Genomic DNA, 18,833 nt, shown 5'->3' on the forward strand with positions numbered 1-18,833 from the left:
AAACGATGAACATCCGCATCCAACAACTGGGCAAGCGCTTTGGCGCATTCGCCGCACTTGATGGCGTCAGCCTGGATATCCGCAGCGGTGAACTGCTCGCATTGCTGGGGCCGTCCGGTTCGGGCAAGACCACGCTGCTGCGCGCCATCGCGGGGCTGGAACAGCCCGAGCAGGGCCGCATTCTGTTTGATGGTGAAGATGCCACCGGGCTGAGCGTGCAGGCGCGGCGTGCCGGTTTCGTGTTCCAGCACTACGCCTTGTTCAAGCATCTGGACGTGCGCAGCAACATCGCTTTTGGTCTGGAAGTGCGGCGTGGTGCTGCGCGCTGGCCGAAGGCGCGCATCGATGCGCGGGTCGAGGAACTGCTGTCGCTGGTGCAGCTGGACGGGTTGGGCGGGCGCTACCCGACGCAACTGTCCGGTGGCCAGCGTCAGCGGGTGGCATTGGCGCGTGCGCTGGCCATTGAGCCGCGCGTGTTGCTGCTGGACGAGCCATTCGGTGCGCTGGACGCGCAGGTGCGTCGCGATCTGCGTCGTTGGCTGCGGGAGTTGCACGACCGCACCGGCCTGACCACCGTGTTCGTCACGCACGATCAGGAAGAGGCGCTGGAGCTGGCCGACCGCGTGGCCATCCTCAATCGCGGCCGCATCGAACAGATCGGCACGCCAGGCGAGGTGTATGACCAGCCGGCATCGCCGTTTGTCTATGGTTTCGTGGGTGAGGCCAATCGCCTGCCGGCGCGACTGCAGGGCGAAGTACTGGAGGTGGCCGGCGCGCGCTGGTCTCGCAATGCGCAGGTCTTGCCGGATGCCGATGCGCTGGAAGTGTTCGTGCGCCCCGAAGACCTGGTTGTCGCGGCGGACGGTGATTGGCCCGCCACGGTCGGCTCGGTGCAGCGCAGTGGCTCACGCCAGCGCTTGCGGGCGCGGTTGGAGGGTGTAGCTGCGGATGTGGAAGTGGAATTGCCGGTCGGTAGCCCGGCCTACGCAGGCGGCGAATCCATCCGTCTGGCAGCGCGCCGCTACGGGGTTTTCCCCGTTGCGGAGAGCTGAATACGGGGTAGGGGAATCACGAACTTGTTGCATCGCAATATCATTGCGGTTAAAAATTCGTGAATCGCGGCTGGACTGGCCCCGATACCCCCCACTTCCTGGAGATCCGCATGATGCACAGCAAGCGTCTTGTCGCCGTTGCCTGCGCCGCCCTGTTGTCTGTTCCGTTTGCCGCCTGGGCCCAGGATGAGAGTGAGGAAGCATCCTCTCCGTTCAGCGCCACCTTCGCGGTGACCACCGATTACGTGTTCCGCGGCGTGTCGCAGACCGACAACGGCCCGGCCTTCCAGGCAGGCGCCACCTACACCGCACCGTTCGGCCTGTATGCCGGCGTGTGGGGCTCCAATGTCGATTTTGGCGAGGGCGGCCCGAACTTCGAGGTCGATTACAACATCGGCTGGAGCAAGGACCTGACCGACAGCTGGAACATCGATCTGGGTGTGAACCGCTATACCTACACCAACGCCTCGTCCGGCTACGGTGACATTGACTACAACGAATACCTGGCCAAAGTCACCTGGAGCGGCCCGGTCACCGTGAGTGGCCTGCTGGGCTACGCCAACGATTACAGCAACAGCGGCGCCAAGCAGACCTACAGCGCGCTGGAAGCCAGCTACGACATCGGCGACAGCGGTTTCTCCATCGGCGCGTCGGCTGGCTACACCACGATCAAGGAAGAGGCCAACGAATGGCCGCGTCGTGCGGATTACTACGACGGCTCGGTTTCGGTGTCCAAGGCCTTCGGCCCGGCGACCGCGACGTTGGGCTACTACGACACCTTCGGTTCGGATGCCTCGGTGCTGCGCCGCGAGTCCGATACCTACAAGCCTGGCGTCGTGTTCACCGTGTCGGTGGACGTGCCCTGATTCTTGTGTGATGCCGTGTGGAAAAGGCGCCGGAAGGCGCCTTTTTCATTTCCGTTTTTTGTAAGCGTGGCGTGCGCCGCGACGCCGATGATATTTCAGCTTGCAGCGTTGTGTGCCATGCACGGATGTGGGGGATCGTGGCTTGAACCTTCCTGCATGCACCCGTGGACACAGATGCACGAAAGGCGCCTTACGGCGCCTTTCGTATGTCACCTGCTGGCAATCAGTTCCAGCTCAGCACGACCTTGCCGGCCTTGCCCTGTTCCATCAGGTCGAAACCTTCCTGGAAACGGTCCACCGGCAGCTGGTGGGTCATCACCTTGCCCAGCGGGAAACCGGACAGCACCAGCTGGGTCATCTTGTACCAGGTCTCGTACATCTTGCGGCCGTAGATGCCCTGCACGGTCAGGCCCTTGAAGATGATCTTGTCCCAGTCGCAACCGGCGCCCTTGGGCATGATGCCGAGCATGGCGATCTTGCCGCCGTGGTACATGCAGTCGAGCATGTCGTTGAACGCACGCGGGTTGCCGCTCATTTCCAGGCCCACGTCGAAGCCCTCCATGTGCAGTTCCTTCATCACGTCCTTCAGCGATTGGTTGGCGACGTTGACCACGCGGGTGGCGCCCATGTCGGCGGCCAGCTTCAGGCGGAAATCATTGACGTCGGTGACCACCACGTTGCGTGCACCAATGTGCTTGCAGATGCCGGCGGCGATGATGCCGATCGGGCCGGCGCCGGTGATCAGCACGTCTTCGCCGATCACGTCGAACTCCAGCGCGCAATGCGCGGCGTTGCCATAGGGGTCGAAGAATGCGGCCAGCTCGGACGGGATCTGGTCGGGGATCGGCCACAGGTTGCTGGCCGGCATCACCATGTACTCGGCGAACGCGCCGTTGACGTTGACGCCGATACCCACGGTGTTGGGGCACAGGTGCGGGCGGCCGCCACGGCAGTTACGGCAATGGCCGCAGACGATATGGCCTTCAGCCGACACGCGTTGGCCGATGTCATAGCCGGTTACGCCCGGTCCGATCTCTGCGATACGGCCAACGAACTCGTGGCCGATGGTCAGGCCCGGCTTGATGGTGCGCTGGCTCCACTCGTCCCACAGGTAGATGTGCAGGTCGGTGCCGCAGATGGCGGTCTTCTCGAGCTTGATGAGCACTTCGTTGGGGCCGGGCGTCGGTACCGGCACCTCTTCCATCCAGATGCCCTTGGTCGCTTCGCGCTTCACCAGCGCCTTCATCGTCTGTGCCATTGCAAGAAAACCGCAGTGTGAAAAAGAGTGCCGATTATAGGCCTGCTGCCGTAACGGCCTTGCACTGACCGATGGCAGGGGAATGCATCGGTTGCAACCGCTACAATCGGCCGTTCCAAACTTTCGGAACTGCCTCATGCGCGTGAATTTGCTTGCGTTTTCCATTGTCGCCGGGCTGGGTCTGGCCCAGGCTGCCCAGGCTGCAGAAGGCATGTGGGTGCCGCAGCAGCTGCCGGAGATCGCCGGCCCGCTGAAGCAGGCAGGTCTGAAGCTGGATCCGCAGCAGCTGGCCAACCTGACCGGCGACCCGATGGGCGCCGTGGTTGCGCTGGGCGGCTGCACCGCCAGCTTCGTGTCGCCGCAGGGCCTGGTGGTCACCAACCACCACTGTGCCTACGGCTCCATTCAGCTCAACTCCACCGCTGAGAAGAACCTGATCAAGGACGGCTTCAACGCGCCGACCACCAAGGACGAGCTGAGCGCCGGCCCGAATGCCCGCATCTACGTGCTGGACGACATCACCGACGTGACCGCACAGGCCAAGGCCGCCATTGCTGGCGCCGGCAGCGATGCGCTCAAGCGCACCGAGGCGTTGGAATCGTTGGAAAAGAAGCTGATCGCCGAGTGCGAGGTTGACGACGCCTACAGCTGCACCCTGTACAGCTTCTCCGGCGGCAACACCTACCGCCTGTTCAAGAACATGGAAATCAAGGACGTGCGCCTGGCTTACGCGCCCCCGGGCAGCGTCGGCAAGTTCGGTGGCGACATCGACAACTGGATGTGGCCGCGCCACACCGGCGACTTCTCGTTCTACCGTGCCTACGTGGGCAAGGACGGCAAGCCGGCCGCATTCGCCGCCGACAACGTGCCGTACCAGCCCAAGCATTGGCTGAAGTTGGCCAACCAGCCGCTGGGCGAGGGGGATTTCGTGATGGTGGCCGGTTACCCGGGCCGCACCGACCGTTACGCGCTGGTCAGCGAGTTCGAGAACACCGCCAACTGGAGCTACCCGACCATTGCCAAGGCCTACAAGGACCAGATCGCGCTGGTCGAAGCCGCCAGCAAGGGCAACCAGGACATCGCGGTGAAGTACGCCGCCAGCATGGCCGGCTGGAACAACACCAGCAAGAACTACGACGGTCAGTTGGACGGCTTCAAACGCAACAACGTGTTGGCCCACAAGCAGCGCGAAGAAACCGCCGTGCTGGAATGGCTGCACGCACAGGGTGCCGCCGGCAAACCGGCGTTGGATGCGCATGCGCATCTGCAGGCTCTGGGCCAACAGGCACGTGCCAACCAGGCACGTGATCTGAATCTGGGCATGCTCAACCGCACCGGCACGCTCGGCACCGCTGTACGCCTGTACCGCCTGGCCATCGAAAAAGCCAAGCCGGACGCACAGCGCGAAGAGGGTTACCAGGAACGCGATCTGCCGGCCATCGAAGGCGGCCTGAAGCAGATGGATCGCCGCTACGTGGCGGCCATGGATCGCCAGTTCCAGCAGTACTGGCTGCAGCAGTACGCGGCGCTGCCGAGTGCACAGCACCTGCCAGCGTTCGACCGCTGGCTGGGTGGCAGCGACACCGCTGCGGTGAATGCGGCGGTATCGCGTCTGGACGGTTCCAAGCTGGGTGATCTGGCCGAACGCCAGAAGTGGTTCACCGCCGACAAGGCCGCATTCGAAGCCAGCTCCGACCCGGCCATCCAGTACGCGGTGGCAGTGATGCCGGCGCTGCTGGAGCTGGAACACCAGCGCAAGGTGCGTATGGGCGAGGAACTGGTGGCGCGTCCGCTGTTCCTGCAGGCCATCGCGGATTACAAGAAGACTCAGGGTGAGTTCGTTTATCCGGACGCCAACCTGTCGCTGCGCATCACCTTCGGCAATGTGAAGGGTTACACCGGCCTGGACGGCAAGGTGCAGCCGGCCTTCACCGATCTGGAAGGCATCGTGGCCAAGGAAACTGGCGCAGATCCGTTCGATTCGCCCAAGGCACTGATCGATGCGGTCAAGGCCAAGCGTTACGGCGGTCTGGAAGATTCGCGCATTGGCAGCGTGCCGGTGAATTTCCTGTCGGACCTGGACATCACGGGCGGCAACTCCGGCTCGCCGGTGCTGGACGCGCACGGCCGCCTGGTTGGCCTGGCGTTTGACGGCATCTGGGAATCGGTCGCCAGCAACTGGGTGTTCGACCCGGTGATGACCCGCATGATCTCGGTGGACGAGCGCTACATGCGTTGGGTCATGCAGGAAGTGGCGCCGGCGCCGCAGCTGTTGAAGGAAATGGACGCCGCATCGAAGTAAGCGCGAAGCGAGCGGTTCAATCAGAAGCCCGGGCGGGAAACTGCCCGGGCTTTTTGTTTGCTGACAATCACGTTTGTCTTTACGCGCACCTTTGGCTGTTTGCTGATCACTGTCACGGCGGCATAGGAGCGGCGTCAGCCGCGAAGCTGACGGTGACGGACCTGCCGGTCATTTCATGGGTGCGAGCTTCATGGCTGAAGCGGCTGCAGTGCGCAGTTCAGTGGGGCTCAGCGGTACGGGCCGGGGCCGCGCCAGAGCAGTTCGCCATACCGGTAGACGTACATCACGATGACGAACTGTCGCGCATCGCCCATGGCCTGTAGTTCGGGCGAGTCGGCCGGCAGCATGCGGCACTTGCTGGAGCCGCGCCTGAGGGCGACTTCGGCCGGGCAGACCATCACATAAGTGGTGCCTGGCAGGGGAATCAAGAGCTCCTTCATACCCTCTTCCATCCGGGCACGCAGCCTTGTCTCGCTCAGCAGGTCGTAGATGATCTGGTAGCCACCGACTTCCATGGCCGGTTGCCCGGCGCTCCTGTCGACGCGATTGCCTTCGGAACGGTCGCCTTGGCCAGCGGAACGCCCGTCGTCGTCCGAGGTGGTGGGTTTTTCCACCCAGCCCGGTGGGCGACCGGTCCAGGTCTGGGGACGGCGCGGCACCGTTTCCGATGGCGCGGCTGCCGCCGGTGAAGCGGCTTGGGCCGGTGCCTGTGCCGGTGTTGGGTTTTCTTCCTGGTCGGGTTCGCTGGGCGGCTCGATGTAACGGGCTTCCCGCACCGGTTTGCGGTTATCGCTACGGCGGTGCGTCAGCGGCTTGCGTTGGGAGCGGGGAGTGTCGCTGGGCTTTTGCTGGGGCGGCACTTGTTGGGGCTGTGGAGACGGTGGCGCGTTGCCGACGAAATCGACCTTCACCCGACCACCGCCGGACGAGCCCTGTGGCGAGGAAACCACCGGAGGATTGGAATGCAGCAGGAGCAGCAGCATCAGCAGATGCAGCAGTGCACTGAGCAACGTCGCGGCCCAGCCATCGCGGCGTTCGTTCCAGAGCTCGGGAGTGGAGTGCTTCGGGGAGGTGGAAGGGTTGCTCATACCGCGTCGAGGGCGAGGAGGTTACTGGCCCACATGCGGAAGTCACACCGTGTCACCGATAGGGGATTGGCATGGTAACGCCTGTGCCGGGCGCGCAACCGTGCCATCGGTGCGGTTATCGGCTGCGGGTTTGATCGTGGCGGCAGGGTGAAAGTGATGTCACGTTGGAATTGGCGACCAAGCGACTTCAGAAGCGTTGATCAGACGGGAAGCAGGGATTGAAAGTTCCCTCGCTCCGGATGGGTTGCCTTCCCGTTTGCGCCCGCTCAATCCGCGTTCCCGGTTTCAGCGATGAGCGTGGGAGCCGTTCAGCCAATGAGGCGTGGGCGCTGGGAACTGTATCCGTATCGACGGTAACCGTGGACGGCCTGGCAGCATGGTCGGGCTATGATGCGCCTCCCGCCGGACTCACTTGGCGGGGCCCCACACAACAATGGAATTGCTTCATGCGCATCCTGCTTGCCCGTCACGGCGAAACGCCGTGGAACGCCGAAGGCCGCTACCAGGGCCAGATCGACATTCCTCTTTCGCCGGTGGGCGAAGCTCAGGCCAAGGCCTTGGGTGAGCGGCTGGCAGACGTGCAGATCACTCGCGCCGTTGCCTCGCCGCTGAGCCGTGCGCAGAGCACCGCCAAGGCCGCATTGGGCAGCAATCGCGATGCCATGCTGCTGACCGAGCCGGACCTGCAGGAAATCGCCCACGGCGAGTGGGAGGGCCTGCTGGCCAGCGAGATCAACGACAAGGATCCGGCCCGTCTGCGCGCCTGGCGCGAAGAGCCGGACACCGTACTGATGCCCGGCGGCGAATCGCTGCGCCAGGTGCTGGACCGCAGCTGGCGTGGGCTGGCCAAGGCCGCTGAAGGCCTGGGTGAGGAAGACACCTTGTTGGTGGTCGCACACGACGCCGTCAATCGCGTGATCCTGTGCAAAATACTCGGCCTGCCGATCTCCAAGCTGTGGACCTTCCGTCAGGCACCGACCACGCTGAACCTGCTCGAAGGCCCGGACGTGGAGCATCTGGAAGTCGTGCGCCTGAACGACTGCGCGCACCACACCCCGTTCTTTGGCGAAGCCAAGCACCGCGCGCTGTAAGCGCCGATGCTCCCGGTGGCCCTGTAGAGCGGGGCGATGCCTGCAGGGCACGACCGGCAACGCCGCTTTTAGGAGCGGCGTAAGCCGCGAAACCCGAGCGTTGCCCGCGCGGCAGAGCTTGGGATCTATTGGCAACGCGCCTGCCGAGCATGTCGCAGCGCTACACGTGGGAAAGCTTGAGGGCCGCGTGCAGCGGCCGCTGTATCATGGCCGCCTTTCCCGCGCGCAACGCGCAGCCGGTTGTGTAGCCCGGCCCATGATCCAGAGAATCGCCAGCATGTCTTCCGTCCGTCCCGCCACACTCGAACAGTGGCTCGCCCATATCGAACAACAGCACCCGCAGGCCATCGCGATGGGGCTGGACCGCGTGCGTGAAGTCGCGGCGCGCATGCAACTGGGGCGGCCGGGCGAGTACAACATCGTGGTTGGTGGCACCAACGGCAAGGGCTCGACGGTTGCCTTCATCGAATCCATCGCCCGCACTGCCGGTTGGAAGGTGGGCGCCTATACCTCGCCGCATCTGCTGGCGTACAACGAGCGCGTGCGTATCAATGGCGTCGACGCCGATGACGCCACCCTGGTAGCCGGTTTCAATGCCGTCGAAGAGGCGCGTGGCGACACGCCACTGACCTATTTTGAGTACGGCACGCTGTGCGCGCTTTGGGTGTTCCAGCAAGCAAATCTTGATCTGGCCGTGCTCGAAGTCGGGCTGGGCGGTCGCCTGGACGCGGTGAACATCATCGACGCGGATGTGTCGGTCATCACCACCGTCGACATTGACCATGCGGACTGGTTGGGTGACGACCGCGAAGCCATCGGCGCGGAGAAGGCCGGCATCATCCGCGGTTGGAAGCCGGTGATTCTGGGCGAGACCGATCCGCCGTCGAGCGTGCTGCGCCGTGCCTACGTATTGGGCGCCAACGCGATTCGTGGCGGCAGCGACTTCTTTGCCGAGTCCATCGACGCTGAGCATTGGGCCTGGCGGGACGTGTCCTACCGTATCGAACTGCTGCAGCCTGCATTGTGGGCGCCGATCCAGCGCACCAACGCCGCCACTGCCATCGCCGCCTTGCGCGCGCTGGACAAGCCGGTACCGGACGCCGCGTGGGCACAGGGCGTGGCCGAGGCACGGGTGACCGGCCGGTTGCAGTCGTTCCTGCGAGATGGTGTCGAAGTGCTGCTCGATGTCGGCCACAACCCGCAGGCTGCCGGTGCGCTGGCGACGGCGTTGAAAGCGCGTCCGGTCACGGGCCGCACGCTGGCGGTATACGCAGCACTGGCCGACAAGGACGCCCCCGGCGTGGTGCAGGCGCTGCAATCGGAGGTGGATGCCTGGTACCTGGCCGGGCTGGACGGCGCACGCGGGCAAAGCGCTCAGCAGTTGCGCGACCGTCTGCAGGACAGCGACGCCGCCAAGGCCACGCTTGCCGATACCGTCGCCGCCGCCTTGAATGCGGTGCTGGCACAGGCCATCGAGGGCGACCGGGTGTTGGTATTCGGCTCGTTCCACACCGTGGCAGAAGCATTGCCGATGCTTCGTTCAGCTGACTGAGAACGCACACCGGACGCCACGCATATAATCGCGAAGGCATTCCGCCACGCCGCTCGTACGCCATCTGTGGATACTTCTCTGAAACAGCGACTGATTGGTGCCATCGTTCTGGTGGCGCTTGCCGTGATTTTCCTTCCCATGCTGGTCAAGGGGCCTGCGCCGGACAGTGGCACGCAAGACGTGCCGTTGACTGCACCTGCCGCCCCTGGCGATGCCCAGTTTGCAACCCGCGAACTGCCGCTGGTCGCACCGTCGGCCTCCGCCGCAGGCGCGCTGGGCATGCCTGCAGCGCAGCCGGATGCACCGGCCACGGCCCCCGCGCAGTCGGGTAGCGCCTTGCCGCCAACGGCGGCTGCAGGTAACTACGCCGTCAACTTTGGCGCTTATGGCAGCGAGGCCGACGCCGATGCAGTGATCGCGCATCTGAAAAAATCCAACCTGCCGGGCTTCCGCCAGGCCGACACCATCAATGGCCGCCCGGCGTGGCGCGTGCGCATTGGCCCTTACGGGGACCGTGCGCAGGCCGAGCTGGTGCGCCTGGAAGCAGGCAAGGTACGCAACGACGTGAATGCGCAGGTGGTGGTGCTCGACGCCAGCGCCGAAACCCCGGCTGCCGCACCGACAGCGCCGGCCGCAAGCACCGCCAGTGCCGCGCCGACCACCGCGCCGGTACGCACTGAAGCATTGCCGCCGGAACCGGCCAAGCCAGTCGCAGCGGCACCCAGGCCCGAAGCGCCCAAGCCGGCACCGAAGCCCGAGGCACCCAAGCCGGTCGCCGCCACCCCGGCCAAGCCGGAAGTGCGTACGCCGGCTGCTCCGGCCGCCAGCAACGTCGGCTTTGCCGTGCAGTTGGGCGCGTTTGGCCAAGCGGCCGATGCGAACGCCTTGCGTGACCGCGCCCGGGCCGCAGGCTTCAGTGCCTTCGTCGAGCAGGTGCGTACCGACAACGGCACGCTCAACCGTGTGCGCGTCGGGCCGGTGGCCAACCGTGCCGAGGCGGAGCAGCTCAAGGCCCAGGTCGCGGCCAAGGTCGGCATCGCCGGCATGGTTCGCCCGCATCCCTGATGCAGCCTGAAACCGTGGGTGTGAATGGCATCGTGCCGGCATGCCCGCTCGGGGCGTGCCGTGGTTGATCTGGTACTGCTGGCGATCATTGGCCTGTCGGCGGTGTTTGGCCTGATCCGTGGCCTGCTGGCAACGGTGCTGGGCGTCGCCTCCTGGCTGGTGGCTGGCTGGAGTGCGTTCCACTTTGGCGAGCAGGCGGCCGTGATGCTGTCTGCGGGCATGGCGCCTTCGCCCGGTGAATACATTGGCGGTTACCTGCTGGTGTTCATTGGCGCCTTGCTGGGCATGGCGATTGTCAGTTGGATGCTGCGCGGGGTCGTGAATTCGACGGTGCTGCTGAAAGGCCCTGACCGCCTGCTGGGGCTTGGTCTGGGCATGCTGCGCGGCGTATTGCTGGCAGTGTTGGCCGCATTGCTGATGGGCTTCACCTCAATGACTGAGGAGCCGTCCTGGCGCCAGTCGGTAGTGCTGCCCTGGCTGCAGCCGTCGGTCGAATGGCTGCGGGGCAAATTGCCGCAGGCGCCGGAGTTGCCCGAGTTGCCGGGAAAGGCGCTATTGGACTTGGGTAAGTCGGTGCTCACAGGCGATAATGCCGGACCGAACGAAGCAGACGCGGGCAATAGATGGCCGCTGACGGGTGTGGATGCCGGGCCAGCCAATGGTCCGCCAACATCTCCGGATGCAGGCCCATCAGCGGACCCGATGAGGGCGTTGCCCTCCAACATCGATCCGGCGCAGGTGCGCCCGGGTCAACCCGATCCCAACCGGGTCGAGGTACGCGGCCAGGCACGGCCACCTTCACGTTAACCGGGCGCCTGCGCCCAGCGGAGATCGCGCAACATGTGTGGCATCGTCGGAATCGTCGGCAACCAGAACGTCGCCGGGCAGCTTTATGACGGCCTGACCGTCCTCCAGCATCGCGGCCAGGATGCCGCGGGCATCGCCACCGTCAACGGCACGCGTCTGCGCGTGGAAAAGGCCAGTGGCTTGGTGCGGGATGTGTTTGATGAGCGCCGCATGGCGCTGCTGCAGGGACGCATCGGCATCGCCCATGTGCGCTATCCCACCGCAGGGTCGGAAGGCACCGATGAGGCGCAGCCGTTCTACGTCAACTCGCCCTACGGCATTGCGCTGGCGCACAACGGCAACCTGATCAATACCGAAGCGCTGCGTCGGCAGGTGTTCGAGGCGGACCGCCGCAACATCAATACCGATTCAGACAGCGAAGTGCTGTTGAACGTATTCGCTTTTGAACTCGACGCGCAGGGCATGCTCACCCCGGAAGCGGCCATCCGCGCCGTGGCCGGCGTGCACCGCCGTTGCAAGGGCAGCTATGCAGTGGTCAGCGTCGTGCTCGGCTTGGGTTTGGTGGCTTTCCGCGACCCGCACGGCATCCGTCCGTTGGTACTGGGCAAGCGCAAGCATGTGGAAGGCGACGAATACATCGTGGCGTCCGAGTCGGTGGCGCTGGACGTGCTCGGTTTCGAGCGTGTGCGTGACGTTGCCCCGGGCGAGGCGGTGGTGATCACCGAGCGTGGCGAGCTGTTCACCGAGGTATGCGCCTCCAACACCCAGCAGACGCCGTGCATTTTCGAGTACGTGTACTTCGCGCGCCCGGATTCGATGATCGACAACGTGTCGGTGCACAAGGCGCGCATGCGCATGGGCCAGAAGCTGGGCGAGAAGATCCTGCGCCTGCGTCCGGACCACGACATCGACACCATCATTCCGATCCCGGACACCTCGCGCGACGCCGCGCTGGAAATGTCCAACGTGCTGGGCGTGAAATACCGCGAAGGCTTCGTCAAGAATCGCTACGTCGGCCGTACCTTCATCATGCCGGGGCAGGGCGAGCGCCAGAAATCGGTGCGTCGCAAGCTCAACCCGATCCATCTGGAATTCCGCAATCGCGTGGTGCTGCTGGTCGATGACTCGATCGTGCGTGGCACTACCAGCCAGCAGATTGTGCAGATGGCGCGCGACGCCGGTGCGCGCAAGGTGTACCTGGCCAGCGCTGCGCCGCCGGTGCGTTATCCCAACATTTACGGTATCGACATGCCGGCGCCGGAAGAACTGGTCGCACACAACCGCAGCGTCGAAGAAATTGAAAAGCACCTGGGCTGCGATTGGTTGGTTTACCAGGATCTGGAAGACCTGGAAGTCGCCGTGCGCGAAGGCAACCAGGAGTTGAAGGAGTTTGATTCGTCCTGCTTCAACGGTAAGTACGTCACGGGTATTGAACCGGGTTACTTCGAGCGGATCCTGCAACTGCGCTCGGACGAAGCCAAGACGCTGCGCCGCGCCTGAGGCGCGAACAGATCCGTACCTCAGAACCCCTCTCCCGTAAGTGAGAGAGGGGTTGGCGTGAGGGGCGAACGAAGCCGTGATGCGTGAGTGCCAATGACAACACAACAAGCACAACCGCCCGGAAGCAACGACCAGCACGCTGCGCCGGCAACCGCCTCGCAGGTGATGCAGACGTCGCTTCCCCTACCGGAAGGCACGCATTTCTCGCTGTTCGACGCTGCCTGCCTCTGCATGGCAGCGACCAATCCGCTTGAGAAAGTCGCGCTGACCCAACACTTCGCTGCGCGTTACCGTGCCGGCACTTTGAAGGTGCCGATGCAGGCACCGGACCCCGAACCCATCTGCACGCCCGGCCGCCCACCGCAGCTCGTGCTGGTACATCCGCGTGATCTGGTGCGGCGTGGTTTCGGTTCGCCGGAAGGGCGTGCTGCTTTCATTCATGCCATCGCCCACATCGAAATCAACGCCATTGATCTAGCCTGGGATGCGGTGTATCGCTTCCGTGGTTTGCCGGGCAGTTTTTATGCCGATTGGGTGAGCTGTGCTGACGATGAGTCTCGGCACTTCATGCTGTTGCGCGAACGGTTGCTGGCGCATGGCCATGACTATGCCGATTTCCCCGCGCACAATGGCTTGTGGGAAATGTGCGAGAAGACCGCACATGATGGCCTGGCACGCATGGGGCTGGTGCCGCGTGTATTGGAGGCACGCGGGCTGGATGTCACCCCGGCGATGATCACCAAGCTGCGTTCACTCGGCGATGAAACCACCGCCGATGTGCTGGAAGTGATCCTGCGAGAGGAAGTGGCGCATGTCGCCGCCGGCTCGCGTTGGTACCGCTGGTATTGCGAGCGTGCTGGTGTCGAACCACGTACCCGCTTCAAGGAACTGCTGCACGAGTACGCGCACGGTTACCTGCGTGGGCCGTTCAATGTCGAAGCGCGGCTGCTGGCTGGCTTTGATGAGGACGAGCTGGCGGATCTGGTCGAGCAGGCTGGTTGAGCGATACCGCTCACACCCACGGCAAGGGCAGGGTTGAGTGCCCGCGGCGTCTCTTCTGAGTGTTGAACAATTCTGCAGACTTCGCCCCGGTCCGATTGACGTGCCCTGCAGGGCATCCCACCATCGGCCCGACCACTACGCTGTATGTCGATGGCTTCATCCGCGCCGGGGGGAGGATGTCACTGCGGCCTGTCGCATCGCGCGTGGCGCGCGCGAGCGTTACATCGTGGTGGAGATTGCCGACCCACGGCTGTAATCGATAAAGAGCATAGGTTCACCGGCTGCAAGCGCGCCGATGGGCATAATCCACAGCGAAGCAACAAGGAGAGTTTCATGAAGAAGATGTATTTCGGGCTGGCATTGGTGATCGCATTGGCTGGTTGCAAACAGCCGGCACCGGAGTCGACAACCTCGTCCGGCGTCGACGTGCCAACCGCCGTCGCGCCAGCTGAAGACTTCCCGGCGACATTGCAGGCCTCGGGCACCGAGCCGTTCTGGGGCGTGCGTGTGGAAGGCGAAAAACTTTCGTACACCACACCGGAGACCATGGACACGCCGCGCACATTTGAAGGCAAGCGCGAGCTGCACGACGGTGCATTGATCGTGCAGGGCGGCGAGGGCGATGCCGCGTTCAACCTGACCATCAAGCGCGGCGAATGCTCGGACGGCATGTCCGACCTGCGTCATCCGTACAGTGCCGAATTCGTACTGGGCAAGGACACCTTCAAGGGTTGTGCACGTGATCCGGCGGTGCCGGTGGAAGCCCCCTGATTGAAGCCTTCTTTCATCGGGAGACGTTGCCCGAAGGGTAGATGAAGCTGAAGCAGTAACGCAGAAGGCCGGGAGAGAGTCCCGGCCTTCTGCGTTTATTGGTTAGCGCCGGGTGCGCTGCGTTTCCCCGGGCGACAACACTCTCAGCCCTGCAGCGCTTCCAGGCGGAAACCATCGGCATCCACACGCAGCACCGAGCCCTGTTCGTACCAGTCACCCAGCACGATGCGGGTGTAGGTGCGGTCGCCGGTCTGCACGGTGTGGATTGCAGGGCGGTGGGTGTGACCGTGGATCATCGTTTCCACGCCGTAACGCTGGAACGTGGAAACCACTTCGTCCGGGGCTACGTCAGTGACGGTCTCGAACTGACCGCGATCGTCCTGTTTCATTTCTGACTGACGCGCCTGGCTGGCGGCGCGTGCCTTCTGCGCGAACGCGATACGTGCTTCCAGTGGCTGTGACAGGAATTGGGCAATGAAGCCCGGGTCGCGGGTTTGTGCACGGAACGCCTGATAAGCAACATCGTCGGTGCACAACAGATCGCCGTGCTGCAGCATCACCGGCTTGCCATACAGCTCGATCACCGCCGGGTCGGGCAGGATGCGCATGCCGGCTCGTGCGGCGTAATCGTTGCCCACCAGGAAGTCGCGGTTGCCGCGGATGAAGTACACCGGCACGCCGGCGTCGTGGACTTCACGAAGGGCGTTGGCGACCGCGTCGGCGGCGCTGGAGGGGGTGTCATCACCGATCCAGGCTTCAAATAGATCGCCCAGGATATACAGCGCCTCGGCCTGCCGCGCTTCGTCGCGCAGGAAGTGGAGGAACAACGCGGTGATGGCTGGACGGCTGGGGTCCAGATGTAGGTCGGAAATGAACAACGTGGTCATGCCACGCATTGTAGAGCCAGATCAGAGAGGCCACAGCTGCAGCGAAGCGGTACCCAGCAGCAGGCCGATGCCCGTGGCCGCCAGCACGTCGCTGGGGTAGTGCAGGCCCAGCACCACCCGCGACATCGCTACGCCGGCAGTAAACGGCACCAGTAGCGGCGCCAGCCACGGGTAGTACGCCAGCGCCACCACGGTGAAGGACACCGCGTGCAACGTGTGGCCGGAGGGAAAACTGTATTCATCCAGTGGCGCTACCCAGGCCCGGATACGCAGGTCGGCAGCGAAGGGGCGCGGCCGTCGGGTCCAGCGTTTGAGCGTCTTGTACAACGTCAGTGCGACCACGCCGGTGGCGGCCATGTGCACCGACGCCTGCAGGCCGTCGAGCCCGTCAGCGAGCACCAGCGCGCCCATCAGCATGTACCAGAACACGCCGTCGCCGAGCCGGCTCAGGCTTGAGAACACGATGCGGATGCCACGGCGGCGGCCGTAGCGGTTTGCACGTCGGCACCAGCGTGCCTCGCGGGCGGCGATGCTTTCAGGCGGCAGCAATGGCATGGGGGCGTCTCCGGGTAGCCAGTTCGTCCAGCAATGCCTCGAATTCGGCAACCACCTGCTCTGGATGCAATCGCTGCATGGCCCGGCTGGCGTTGGCGCCGAGGGTGGCGCGCATTTCATCGTCTCCCGCCAGCTGCACGGCAGCGGCGATGAAATTCTCGTTGTTTTCCACGGAAACTCCGTTGTGGCCGCTGCGCAGGTGTTCGCGTGCTGCACCGTAGTTGAAGGCCACGGTTGCCAGACCGCTGGCCATGGATTCCAGGGTGACGTTGCCAAAGGTTTCGCTAAGGCTGGGGAACAGGAACAGATCACCGCTGGCGAAATGGCGGGCGAGCGCTTCGCCGCGCTGGATGCCGCAGAAGATGAAGTCCGGGTTGTCGTAGGCAAGTTTTTCGCGGAGAGGGCCATCACCCACCCAGACGAAGCGGGCTTTGGGCCGTACCTGCTGAATGCGACGGAAAGCCTTCACCGCCAGGCCAAGATTCTTTTCTGCAGCGATGCGACCGACATGCATCACCACCAGTCCTGTGCCTTCGATGCCCCATTCCGCGCGCAGGGCTGCATCGCGCCGACAGGGATCGAACTGAGTGGCATCCACCGCACGCGCCAACTGACGCGCGCGGGAAAAGCCGTTGTCCTGCAGAAACTGCCGCAGCTCGTTGGTCGGTACCAAGGTGGCATCGGCCTGGTTGTGGAAGCGCCGCATCCAGCTCAGCGCGGCGGCGCGCAACCAGGCTGCGCCGTAGTCGGGCAGGTATTCGTCAAAGCGCGTATGCAGGCCGGAGGCCACGGGAATGCCAAGCCGGCGCGCGCTGCGCATCGCCGACCAACCCAGCGGGCCCTCAGTGGCGATGTAGATGGCATCGGGGCGGCGCTGCTGCCAATGGCGCGTGAGCAGCTGCGGCGCCGGCAGGCCGAAGCGCAGGCCGGGATAGCGGGGCAGGGCGGCACCGCGGACCAGTACCTCATGTGCGGCGGCGTTGTCCGGTACCTGGCGTGGCCGCACCAGATCCACCTCATGCCCGCGTCGGCGCAATCCTTGTTCCAGGTTCTGCACGGTCAAGGCGACGCCATTGACCTCCGGTGGATAGGTCTCGGTGACGATGGCGTAGCGCATGGCGGCCTCCCGGTTTTCCGGCAGGATGCGTGCGCGTCATGGCGGCAGTGTGTCGGGAATGTTCCGGTTGCATGACAGCCCGGAAAGCCGCCTACGCCTCGCGGCCGTTCAAACTCCGTCGCCCTGGCAAGTACCGCGCGCCAAGGGCATCCATGTTTCATGCACGCAGCGGATTTGCTGCCCGACCACTGCTCCCGCCAGGTGGCAGTGGCCGCCTGACGTCAGGCCACGAACGGCCGGAAGCTGATGCCCAGGTCGGTCATGTTTTCTGCTTCGCCAACCAGGTCGGCACGCAGCAATGGGCGGGCGTCGATGAAGTCTTTGGAGAGCACCAACGACAGCGTGTTGCCATCGACGGACAGCTCCAGCGTCGGGATGGGATCTGATTCGTGCGCGCGGTGCATCAGTACGGCCAGTCGCAACAAGACCGCAGTGCGCTTGGCCGGCAGCAGCAGGCGGTCCGGCAATGCCTCGAAGGCACTCTTGGGCACGCCGCGGCGATGCGTGCGGATCAACGCGGCCAGCATCTGCTGTTCCTGTCGCGAGAAGCCGGCGATATCCGAATGCTCGATCACATAGCTGCCGTGGGTGTGATAGCCGCTGTGGGCGATCATCAGGCCCAGTTCGTGCAGGCGGGCAGCCCAGCCGAGCATGCGTGCATCGTCCGAATCCAGTTTCCAGGTGTCGGCCACCTGCTCGAACAGGCGTTGTGCGGTGGCTTCCACGCGCTCGGCCTGGGCCGCATCGATGCCGTAGCGCAGGGTGAGTGCCGCGACCGATTCGTCACGCAGATCGTTGTCGCTGGCGCGGCCCATGATGTCGTAGAGGATGCCCTCACGCATCGCCGCTTTGCTGACCAGCAGCTTCTGCAGGCCCAACGCTTGAAATGCGGCCTCCAGCACCAGCACGCCACCGGCGATGATCGGGCGGCGGTCACTGGACAGCGTGGGCAAGGTGATGTCGTCGATGTGCTTGGCGCGCAGCAGTTCTTCACGCAGCTGCGGCAGTGCCTCGGCGGTGATCGCGCCCTTGCTCAGCTTCATCGCCGCACAGATTTCGCTGATGGCTTTGTGCGTGCCGGACGAGCCCAGTGCTTCCTGCCAACCCAGTGCCTTGTACTTGTTGGCGAAAGGCTGGAACTCAGCGCCGATCTCGGTCAGTGCTTCCTTCCAGCGCTTCTTGCTCAACTTGCCGCCGGGGAAAAACCGCCGCGTGCTGGCAATGCAGCCGGCCTGCAGGCTTTCGCGTTCCAGCGTCTGCATGCCCTGGCCGATGATGAATTCTGTGGAACCGCCGCCGATGTCGATCACCAGCCGGTGTTGGCCCGGCTTGGGTGGCTGCGCGTGGGCCACACCGAGATAGATCAGACGGGCTTCTTCGCGACCGCTGACCACTTCGATAGCGTGGCCCAAGGCGGTTTCGGCCGGCATCAGGAACGACAACGGCGAGCGTAGCTGGCGCACGGTGTTGGTGGCCAATGCGCGGACGCGATAGGGCGGAATGGTGCGGATGCGCTGTCCGAAACGGGCCAGGCATTCGAGCGCGCGCTGGCGGGCTTCCGGCGACAGACCGCCCTTGCCATCCAGGCCGTCGGCCATGCGCACGGTTTCGCGCAAGCGGTCGACCACACGTAGCTGACCGAGCAGGTAGCGCGCGATGACCATGTGGAAACTATTGGAACCCAGGTCGATGGCGGCCAGCAGGTCGCCGTCCTGCAAGGGCGGTGGGGTCATTGAGGACTGGGGCATGGCGGAATGGTACTGGCAGGAGTACGTGAAGGGACAGTAGCGAGTGATGGAGGCGGGGCGAGAGAGCAGTGACAATCGCCACGGCAACCACGCCGACCTTCGCGGTCCGCCGGGGCTTTCGGCACAGCCTTGGAGCGGCCAGTCTGTGGCGTGAAGACGTTTCGATCTTCTC

Annotated in this window: 16 protein-coding genes; 10 read left to right on the top strand and 6 right to left on the bottom strand. The window is 64.4% G+C overall.

All coding sequences use genetic code 11. The features are described from left to right. The first annotated feature begins 5 nt into the window (after positions 1–5). Complete coding sequence (locus PAN08_RS04435) at positions 6–1,052, top strand: sulfate/molybdate ABC transporter ATP-binding protein (RefSeq protein WP_269790300.1); 1,047 nt, start codon at positions 6–8, stop codon at positions 1,050–1,052. Positions 1,053–1,162: 110 nt separating this feature from the next. Continuing rightward, positions 1,163–1,918, top strand: a complete 756-nt coding sequence (locus tag PAN08_RS04440) for a TorF family putative porin (protein WP_269790301.1) — start codon at positions 1,163–1,165, stop codon at positions 1,916–1,918. A 223-nt stretch (positions 1,919–2,141) separates the two neighbouring features. Here the strand turns inward: PAN08_RS04440 and tdh are convergent, their stop codons facing one another. After that, positions 2,142–3,176 carry an L-threonine 3-dehydrogenase gene (gene tdh / locus PAN08_RS04445; protein WP_269790302.1) on the bottom strand — a complete coding sequence of 345 codons (1,035 nt, stop codon included), beginning with the start codon at positions 3,174–3,176 and terminating at the stop codon, positions 2,142–2,144. A 136-nt stretch (positions 3,177–3,312) separates the two neighbouring features. On the opposite strand from tdh, the gene PAN08_RS04450 reads away from it, so the two are divergent. Then, positions 3,313–5,478 (top strand): S46 family peptidase, encoded by a 2,166-nt coding sequence (locus PAN08_RS04450; RefSeq protein ID WP_269790303.1) that lies wholly within the window; start codon positions 3,313–3,315, stop codon positions 5,476–5,478. Positions 5,479–5,705: 227 nt separating this feature from the next. Here the strand turns inward: PAN08_RS04450 and PAN08_RS04455 are convergent, their stop codons facing one another. Beyond that, positions 5,706–6,566, bottom strand: coding sequence for a type II toxin-antitoxin system RelE/ParE family toxin (locus tag PAN08_RS04455; protein WP_269790304.1), 861 nt, complete (start codon positions 6,564–6,566; stop codon positions 5,706–5,708). Between the two features lie 446 nt (positions 6,567–7,012). Between PAN08_RS04455 and PAN08_RS04460 the strand changes: the two genes are divergently transcribed. The 7 genes from PAN08_RS04460 (at position 7,013) to PAN08_RS04490 (ending at position 14,354) form a co-directional block, all read left to right on the top strand. Next, entirely contained in the window at positions 7,013–7,657 is a 645-nt protein-coding gene (locus PAN08_RS04460) for a histidine phosphatase family protein (protein WP_269790305.1), read from the top strand. Between the two features lie 277 nt (positions 7,658–7,934). Beyond that, positions 7,935–9,209, top strand: coding sequence for a bifunctional tetrahydrofolate synthase/dihydrofolate synthase (gene folC / locus PAN08_RS04465; RefSeq protein ID WP_269790306.1), 1,275 nt, complete (start codon positions 7,935–7,937; stop codon positions 9,207–9,209). 66 nt (positions 9,210–9,275) lie between these two features. Next, complete coding sequence (locus PAN08_RS04470; protein ID WP_269790307.1) at positions 9,276–10,274, top strand: SPOR domain-containing protein; 999 nt, start codon at positions 9,276–9,278, stop codon at positions 10,272–10,274. A gap of 24 nt (positions 10,275–10,298) precedes the next feature. Beyond that, complete coding sequence (locus PAN08_RS04475) at positions 10,299–11,081, top strand: CvpA family protein (RefSeq protein WP_269790308.1); 783 nt, start codon at positions 10,299–10,301, stop codon at positions 11,079–11,081. Positions 11,082–11,114: 33 nt separating this feature from the next. After that, a complete protein-coding gene (gene purF / locus PAN08_RS04480) occupies positions 11,115–12,581 on the top strand; it encodes an amidophosphoribosyltransferase (protein WP_269790309.1) in 1,467 nt (488 codons plus the stop codon). Between the two features lie 165 nt (positions 12,582–12,746). Beyond that, complete coding sequence (locus tag PAN08_RS04485) at positions 12,747–13,583, top strand: ferritin-like domain-containing protein (RefSeq protein WP_269791167.1); 837 nt, start codon at positions 12,747–12,749, stop codon at positions 13,581–13,583. Positions 13,584–13,916: 333 nt separating this feature from the next. Then, positions 13,917–14,354, top strand: a complete 438-nt coding sequence (locus tag PAN08_RS04490) for a hypothetical protein (RefSeq protein WP_269790310.1) — start codon at positions 13,917–13,919, stop codon at positions 14,352–14,354. Between the two features lie 143 nt (positions 14,355–14,497). Here PAN08_RS04490 and lpxH read toward each other — a convergent pair whose 3' ends face one another. The 4 genes from lpxH to ppx all read right to left on the bottom strand — a co-directional run bounded on the left by lpxH (position 14,498) and on the right by ppx (position 18,661). Then, positions 14,498–15,241, bottom strand: a complete 744-nt coding sequence (gene lpxH / locus PAN08_RS04495; RefSeq protein WP_269790311.1) for a UDP-2,3-diacylglucosamine diphosphatase — start codon at positions 15,239–15,241, stop codon at positions 14,498–14,500. A gap of 21 nt (positions 15,242–15,262) precedes the next feature. Further along, complete coding sequence (locus tag PAN08_RS04500; protein ID WP_269790312.1) at positions 15,263–15,796, bottom strand: phosphatase PAP2 family protein; 534 nt, start codon at positions 15,794–15,796, stop codon at positions 15,263–15,265. After that, complete coding sequence (locus PAN08_RS04505; protein ID WP_269790313.1) at positions 15,777–16,913, bottom strand: glycosyltransferase family 1 protein; 1,137 nt, start codon at positions 16,911–16,913, stop codon at positions 15,777–15,779. The genes PAN08_RS04500 and PAN08_RS04505 overlap by 20 nt, the downstream gene beginning before the upstream one ends. Before the next feature lie 221 nt (positions 16,914–17,134). Next, positions 17,135–18,661: an exopolyphosphatase gene (ppx, locus tag PAN08_RS04510; RefSeq protein ID WP_269790314.1), complete on the bottom strand. Its 1,527-nt coding sequence runs from the start codon at positions 18,659–18,661 to the stop codon at positions 17,135–17,137. Between the last annotated feature and the right edge of the window lie 172 nt (positions 18,662–18,833).

It is taken from the genome of Stenotrophomonas sp. Iso1 (assembly GCF_027497995.1).
Classification (GTDB): Bacteria; Pseudomonadota; Gammaproteobacteria; order Xanthomonadales; family Xanthomonadaceae; genus Stenotrophomonas.

Bases quoted from the DNA above. Each gene is read 5' to 3' on its own strand.
- PAN08_RS04485 (WP_269791167.1), top strand. From the start codon at position 12,747: ATGCAGACGTCGCTTCCCCTACCGGAAGGCACGCATTTCTCGCTGTTC.
- PAN08_RS04490 (WP_269790310.1), top strand. From the start codon at position 13,917: ATGAAGAAGATGTATTTCGGGCTGGCATTGGTGATCGCATTGGCTGGT.
- PAN08_RS04475 (WP_269790308.1), top strand. From the start codon at position 10,299: ATGGCATCGTGCCGGCATGCCCGCTCGGGGCGTGCCGTGGTTGATCTG.
- purF (WP_269790309.1), top strand. From the start codon at position 11,115: ATGTGTGGCATCGTCGGAATCGTCGGCAACCAGAACGTCGCCGGGCAG.
- PAN08_RS04440 (WP_269790301.1), top strand. From the start codon at position 1,163: ATGATGCACAGCAAGCGTCTTGTCGCCGTTGCCTGCGCCGCCCTGTTG.
- PAN08_RS04455 (WP_269790304.1), bottom strand. From the start codon at position 6,566: ATGAGCAACCCTTCCACCTCCCCGAAGCACTCCACTCCCGAGCTCTGG.
- PAN08_RS04435 (WP_269790300.1), top strand. From the start codon at position 6: ATGAACATCCGCATCCAACAACTGGGCAAGCGCTTTGGCGCATTCGCC.
- lpxH (WP_269790311.1), bottom strand. From the start codon at position 15,241: ATGACCACGTTGTTCATTTCCGACCTACATCTGGACCCCAGCCGTCCA.
- PAN08_RS04500 (WP_269790312.1), bottom strand. From the start codon at position 15,796: ATGCCATTGCTGCCGCCTGAAAGCATCGCCGCCCGCGAGGCACGCTGG.
- PAN08_RS04505 (WP_269790313.1), bottom strand. From the start codon at position 16,913: ATGCGCTACGCCATCGTCACCGAGACCTATCCACCGGAGGTCAATGGC.
- PAN08_RS04460 (WP_269790305.1), top strand. From the start codon at position 7,013: ATGCGCATCCTGCTTGCCCGTCACGGCGAAACGCCGTGGAACGCCGAA.
- tdh (WP_269790302.1), bottom strand. From the start codon at position 3,176: ATGGCACAGACGATGAAGGCGCTGGTGAAGCGCGAAGCGACCAAGGGC.
- ppx (WP_269790314.1), bottom strand. From the start codon at position 18,661: ATGCCCCAGTCCTCAATGACCCCACCGCCCTTGCAGGACGGCGACCTG.
- PAN08_RS04450 (WP_269790303.1), top strand. From the start codon at position 3,313: ATGCGCGTGAATTTGCTTGCGTTTTCCATTGTCGCCGGGCTGGGTCTG.
- folC (WP_269790306.1), top strand. From the start codon at position 7,935: ATGTCTTCCGTCCGTCCCGCCACACTCGAACAGTGGCTCGCCCATATC.